Annotated in this window: 6 protein-coding genes; all 6 read left to right on the forward strand. The window is 45.7% G+C overall.

The features are described 5' to 3' along the window. The first annotated feature begins 93 nt into the window (after positions 1-93). Positions 94-555 carry a diacylglycerol kinase gene (locus tag AC5JPY_RS04280; protein WP_443527141.1) on the forward strand — a complete coding sequence of 154 codons (462 nt, stop codon included), beginning with the start codon at positions 94-96 and terminating at the stop codon, positions 553-555. 211 nt (positions 556-766) lie between these two features. Next, positions 767-1,492, forward strand: coding sequence for a PAP2 family lipid A phosphatase (locus AC5JPY_RS04285; RefSeq protein WP_493852187.1), 726 nt, complete (start codon positions 767-769; stop codon positions 1,490-1,492). 181 nt (positions 1,493-1,673) lie between these two features. Further along, positions 1,674-2,285 (forward strand): YceI family protein, encoded by a 612-nt coding sequence (locus AC5JPY_RS04290; protein WP_493852188.1) that lies wholly within the window; start codon positions 1,674-1,676, stop codon positions 2,283-2,285. Positions 2,286-2,504: 219 nt separating this feature from the next. After that, a complete protein-coding gene (locus tag AC5JPY_RS04295) occupies positions 2,505-3,821 on the forward strand; it encodes a c-type cytochrome (protein WP_493852725.1) in 1,317 nt (438 codons plus the stop codon). A gap of 94 nt (positions 3,822-3,915) precedes the next feature. Then, entirely contained in the window at positions 3,916-5,517 is a 1,602-nt protein-coding gene (locus AC5JPY_RS04300; RefSeq protein WP_493852189.1) for a flavin monoamine oxidase family protein, read from the forward strand. Between the two features lie 72 nt (positions 5,518-5,589). Beyond that, positions 5,590-6,270, forward strand: coding sequence for a c-type cytochrome (locus AC5JPY_RS04305; protein WP_443527094.1), 681 nt, complete (start codon positions 5,590-5,592; stop codon positions 6,268-6,270). Positions 6,271-6,360 lie beyond the last annotated feature (90 nt).

Here is a 6,360-nt window from a genome sequence, read left to right on the forward strand (position 1 = left end):
TATATCGACTTTACCTGACTGTTTTTTTTGGTCGTGCAAAGCCGAGAGTGCACCTTGATATTAATAGATCATTAAGAATTCTATATGAATAAAATTACTCCTATTAATCTTGAAAACAAGCCAGCCGAGCATTGCTCTATCAAGCAGGTAGCACATCACAGTGCGCTCACGCCTAATAGCTTTGCAGAGAGCGCAAAAGGCAAAACGGGCTTTTATCGCATTGTAAAAGCTGCTGGCTATTCAATAGACGGCTTTAAAGCAGCTTACAAATTTGAGGCGGCTTTTAGACAAGTCGTGTGGCTCAATATTGCCCTATTTACTGCTGTCATTATTGTGCCTTTTTCAATTGGTATAAAAATGATGCTGGTAGTTGCTTCTTTTTTATCTTTGATTGTTGAGCTGCTAAACACGGGTATCGAAGCGTGCGTCGACCATACATCGACAGCCAAACACCCACTTGCCAAGATAGCAAAAGATGTCGGCTCGGCGGCGCAGTTCTTGTCGCTGTGTCTTTTAACTGCTTTATGGACAATGGCATTATCAGTCTTATGTTAATAAAGCATGATAAATACCTAGATAGCAGCACTGTAGATCGCAAAGCCTATGCCACATGAGACATCAATAACCAGACGAAACATCATTAAATAGTCATGCTGCAATCTATCATTATCTGACATACGTTACAGAGGTATCTATGACTGTAGAAGACCACTCAACAGCCTGGCTCTGGCTAAAATTACTGTGCGTAACCATCATTGCTACAATAATGTTTGAACATAGCCAGTTGGACCTACGCATCAGTGAGCTATTTTATAACAATGGACACTGGCTACTAGAAAAGGGCGCGCAGCCTTATGCTTTTATCTTTTATGATTTACCCAAAGCTCTATTAATTCTACTGGCAGTCTACCTCATAGTAGTGCTAATCATTAAGTATAGACAGCCTTTGCCCGACCTTGCCTCGCAGTATCGCCATAAGTTCGATAGATTTCTGCTACCGCTACCCGTTCGGGAGATTGGCTACTTACTGATTATAATGGTAATTGTACCGGCTACCATTGCCACGCTCAAAGGCTTTACCCATGTGAGCTGTCCAAACGACTTGGTTTCATTTAACGGTGATCTGCCCTACCTTAACCTGTGGCAAAACATCGTGGCTGCGACTCCTGCCAGATGTTTCCCAGCGGCTCACGCCAGCGCAGGGTTTTCTTTATATGGATTGGCGTTTTTACCATCGTTATACACATACCGTGACCGAATATTTACGATAGTGACGGGACTAGGTTGGACGATGGGACTGTATAAGATGCTCTTTGGCGACCATTTCTTTAGTCATACCTTAGTCTCGATGCTGCTATCGCTGACCATAGCCTGTGCGCTCGCTACTCTATTGTTTAGAGACACTATCATCAATAGCGTCAGTAGCGCCAAAGGTAGCAATAGCAAACATGCTGATAGACGTCTGTCTACTCTCGAAATACCGAACAACTAAAATAAATCTTTGGCTTTAAGTATAATCGGATATAACCTCTATATATTTATCAAAATAATATGACTCATCATCTAAAAATACTGTATAAATAATGAAGAGCAATTGGTTGGTCACTGTTTAGCACTATGGATAGTGCTTTTTGATGACATGCTTTATATATTACCCACAAAGGAATGTAGCCATGCGCTTCTTATGCATTGGACAAAAAATCCCGCATGTCTACTATTTATCGATTGTGCCATTACTGCTTGTCAGTACCATAAGTGACAGTCATGCCGCTACTTACTCTATTAATCCCACCAGTACGCACATAAAATTTGCCATTGAACGTTTCAAAAACTCTGCCACCGCTGGCGGATTTTATAATATTAGCGGTCAACTACAATATGATCCAGATTTAAGAGCTGGCGACATCTCATTAATCATACCGATAGACTCTCTAAATACGGGCAATACCTCTTTTAATAAAAGCTTAATAGGCCCTGATTTCTTTGATGCAAAAATGCATCCTTCAGCGCGCTTTAAATCAACAAAATGGTACTTTAATAAGGCTAAGAAACCACAGGTAACACGAGTAGATGGCTATCTTACATTGCATGGTGAGACGCATCCTATTAGCCTGACGGCCACCAAGTTTGAATGTGGCACAAGTGTTGGTTTCAAACAGGAAATTTGCGGTGGTAACTTTACCGCGATGATTGATCGCACAAAGTGGGATATAAACAAATTTGCATGGTTTGGACTGACTAAAAATCTACAGTTAAACATTAAAGTGGAAGCGGCCAGACAGTAGCTGTTTCAATGCTACGACAGTCCCTTTTGAAAGTATCGGCTTTTATTGCTTTGCTCAATTTTAATAGAGATGACTAGTAACTATCAGGCATTTTGCTAGAAGGGAATATAGATGAGTTATAAGGATATTATAAAGACGCTTTGTAGAGCTATGCCAGTTGCGTCATTTTCTGCAGTAGTGGCGTTAACATCAGGGCTGAGCGTACTTGCTACCGCTGCAATGGCAGAGACGGTCAGCCTGCCAATGGACACTTTGCCTAGCAGAATAACCCTGCCAAATGTCAGTCCAGCCAATAGTCCTCTTGCCAACCGCGGCGCTTATGTGGCACGCAGCGCTGACTGTATGGCTTGTCACCGTGAAGACTATAGTGGCGGTGTACCGATTGAGACGCCGATTGGTAATATCTATTCGACCAATATCACACCATCGACGCGCTATGGTATTGGCAATTATACCGAGGCTGATTTTAAAAAGGCCTTGCGCAAAGGACGTGCGCCAAATCATCAGATTTATCCTGCGATGCCCTATCCGTCCTATCATGGCATGACAGATGACGATATCAGTGCCTTGTTTGCTTATTTTCAGACCGTCCCTGTGGTAGACAAGCCCCCTGAAAAAACCACACACCTGCCTTTTCCATTAAATATCCGTAGCTTGATGCTGGCATGGAATGTCATCAACGTACCCTCTACCGAAAACCGCGCAGGACTCACGCAAACCCAGCAACGCGGTGAGTATCTGGTCAATAATTTAGAGCATTGCGGCACTTGTCATACGCCGCGCAATCTAACCCAAGGCCTTGATAAAGACCGTTACTTGTCCGGTGCGCCACTCGGTAAATGGTTTGCACCAAATATCACCCCTGACAACGACACAGGTATCGGTCGTTGGAGCGAAATGGATATCGTGACTTACCTGCGTACAGGAACGCTTGATAAACGCGCTTATGCGGGTGGACCGATGGCAGAAGCCGTGGCGCATAGTACGCGTTATCTCACTGATGAAGATCTGATCGCGATGGCGTCTTATCTCAAAGTCGTCCCAGCCATTAAGACCGATGACTATTTGATACCTGTCAATGTGTCTCGCCTACCGCAGCCAGTCAGCAACTCCATTACTTATAACTTACTTGAGCAAAAAGACTATCTAGCGCAAGCCAAAACGAATATTGTCAACAGTGCCAACAATAGCGGCAGCAATAATAACTTGGGCAGCAACTCGCCAAAAGACTTATATTTAGCACATTGCGCCAGCTGTCATGGCGTTGACGGTTACGCTCAGCCCGATGCGCGCTATGCATCTATCGTTGGCCTCAGTAGTATTCGCCGCGTAAAACCTGATGCGCTCGTTGGCGTGATTGCTTTTGGCGCGAAAGGTGCATTTAACACGGCACCAAAAATGCCAGGCTTCTCAAAAGACTTAAGCCCTGCACAAATCGCTAGCATTACTAACTATGTACGAGTCACTTTTGGTGGTTTACCCAACAGCGATGTTAGCGCAGCGGACGTCACGCGTGTGATAAAAGAAAAAAGCTAGCCCTGAGAATTGGCATTAGAAACAACTATAAAAAATGTGCTCTAATCTTCGCCTTTTATTATATGGCAAAGACCAGCACGATAAGGACAATCCTATGAATGACCTGCTCCAATCTCCCACGCGTCGGCAACTGCTCTCCATGATCGGCAAGACCGCAGGCGCGACCGCGATGTATCAAGCGATGACCACGTTGGGGTTTGCATCCGAGTCGAGCTTTAAAGAAGAGATGAATCTGACAGGCGCACCAGCTGGTGCCAGTATCGTGATTTTGGGCGCAGGATTGGGCGGGCTTACTGCGGCCTACGAGCTACGTAAAGCAGGCTACAAAGTCACTGTGCTTGAGTATCAAAACCGCGGCGGCGGACGTAGCTGGACGCTCAATAGCGGTGATAAATATACAGAGCTGGGCGGCGCTGAGGTCACGTGCGACTTTAAAAAAGGCAATTACTTTAATGGTGGTCCATGGCGATTACCCATCCATCACTACGCGGTCTTTCATTACTGCAAAAAATTCGGTGTGGCACTACAGCCATTTATCCAGACCAATGATCGCGCTTATCTGCATCGTACCAATCACTTCAATGGTGCGCCGCAGCGCTTGGGCGAAGTACAGAGCGATATTCGTGGTTACGTGTCAGAGTTATTATCCAAAGCCGTCAATAAAGGCAGTCTTGACAGTACCGTTGATAAAGAGGACAAAGAAAAACTACTCGAAGGCCTAAAGGGTTGGGGTGTTCTGGATAATAACTATCGCTATGCCAAAAGCCATGAAACGGGTAAGCATCGCGGCTATAGTGTGTATCCGGGTGGCGGCTTGATGCCTGATGCCAAGCCATCAACGCCCATACCGATGGACAAGCTACTAGACTCAGGCATGTGGTCAGACATTTATAGCAACTATACTGTCCATGTGCATCAACCAACGATGTTTCAGCCTGTCGGCGGTATGGGAAAAATCGGTGATGCGTTCACGCGTGAGTGCCGCGATATGATTACTTTTAATGCCAAAGTCACCAAAATCAATCAAGATGAGACGGGCGTCACTGTTGATTATGTCGATAGCAATAGCCCTAATGGCGCCACCAAAACCGTGCGCGCCGATTGGTGCATTTGTACAATTCCTTTATCCATACTGACTCAAATTGATATCAATGTCTCCGCACCCATGAAGCAAGCCATGGCAGCCGTCCCTTATGACAGCTCGTATAAAGTAGGCTTGGAGTTCAAAAGGCGCTTTTGGGAAGAGGATGAATGGATCTACGGCGGCATCACTTATACCGATCTACCCATCACCCAAATCTCCTACCCGTCACAAGATATGTTTAGCACAGGCTCAGGTGTGTTGCTTGGCGCTTATGGATTTGGCGAGACTTCGTATAAGTTTAACTCCTTGACGCCCAAAGAGCGTATCAACGCGGCGCTCGCCTATGGCAAACAGATTCATCCGCAATATACCAAGGAGTTCCGCTCGGGCACCTCGGTTGCATGGCACCGTATCCCTTGGTCGCTTGGCTGTTATGGTATCTGGAGCGAGTCGAGTCGTGAGCAGTATTACGAGACCCTCTGCGAGATTGATCACCGCATCGTACTGGCAGGTGAGCATTGTTCGCACATTCCTGCGTGGCAAGAAGGCGCGATATTATCTGGTATGGATGCCGCCAAACGCTTGCATCAAAAGGCCAAGAAACTTGGCTAAACTACTTTGTATAACCAGTCTGGCGCTGAATTAAGGATGATAACAATGAGACTAGGCACATTAGGAACAATCATGAATATAATGACAGCAAACCCGACAAAATCGTCTAGCTCAGGCAAGGCCGTAATAAAGCTCATAGTTGGCGGGTCGATCGCGTTGCTAACATTGTCAGGCTGTAGTCAGAATAGAACACAAGATGTAGCCACTATCGCCAATCCACAGACGACGCCTGTGATATCTAACAGCAGTTTTGACAATCAGGCCAGTCGCAATCAAGGCGCATGGGGCGGCGTATACATGTCCAAAAGTGAGTTGGCTGAACCCACTAGTAATATCGTCGATGTGCGCTCGATACCAAAAATGAGCGATGATGCCAGCATGCAGCAGTGGCTCGCCAAGTTTGAAGGCAGCACACAAGGCAAAACAGGATTTGCTACAACCAACGGTAAGAAACTCTATGACGACTCTTGTGCAGGTTGTCATATGCAAAAAGGTGACGGCGCGCAAGGCGCTGGTTACTATCCGCCACTGACCAATAACAGTAAGATGGAATCAAAGTACTATATTATTAGCGTAATCATTAACGGCCTGCGCGGTATGCCGTCGTTTCACAGCATGATGAATGATGCGCAAATAGCTGCCGTCACACAATACGTGCATAGCGATCTCAATAACTTCACGGATACGGTCACAACAGATAATGTCGCACAATTACGCCATGACTTTCCACCAGGATCGGACCCGAGTGAGTAAGCAACTGAACAAGCAACTGAGTAAGGAGGGCTAGCCAGTTATTAAAGTATGCTATTTCGTAGACAACACTCAAAAAAACGCCACTGGATT

It is taken from the genome of Psychrobacter sp. H27 (assembly GCF_059072655.1).

Coding starts and splice junctions, on each gene's coding strand:
- AC5JPY_RS04285 (WP_493852187.1), top strand. CDS start 767: ATGTTTGAACATAGCCAGTTGGACCTACGCATCAGTGAGCTATTTTAT.
- AC5JPY_RS04290 (WP_493852188.1), top strand. CDS start 1,674: ATGCGCTTCTTATGCATTGGACAAAAAATCCCGCATGTCTACTATTTA.
- AC5JPY_RS04295 (WP_493852725.1), top strand. CDS start 2,505: ATGGCAGAGACGGTCAGCCTGCCAATGGACACTTTGCCTAGCAGAATA.
- AC5JPY_RS04300 (WP_493852189.1), top strand. CDS start 3,916: ATGAATGACCTGCTCCAATCTCCCACGCGTCGGCAACTGCTCTCCATG.
- AC5JPY_RS04305 (WP_443527094.1), top strand. CDS start 5,590: ATGAATATAATGACAGCAAACCCGACAAAATCGTCTAGCTCAGGCAAG.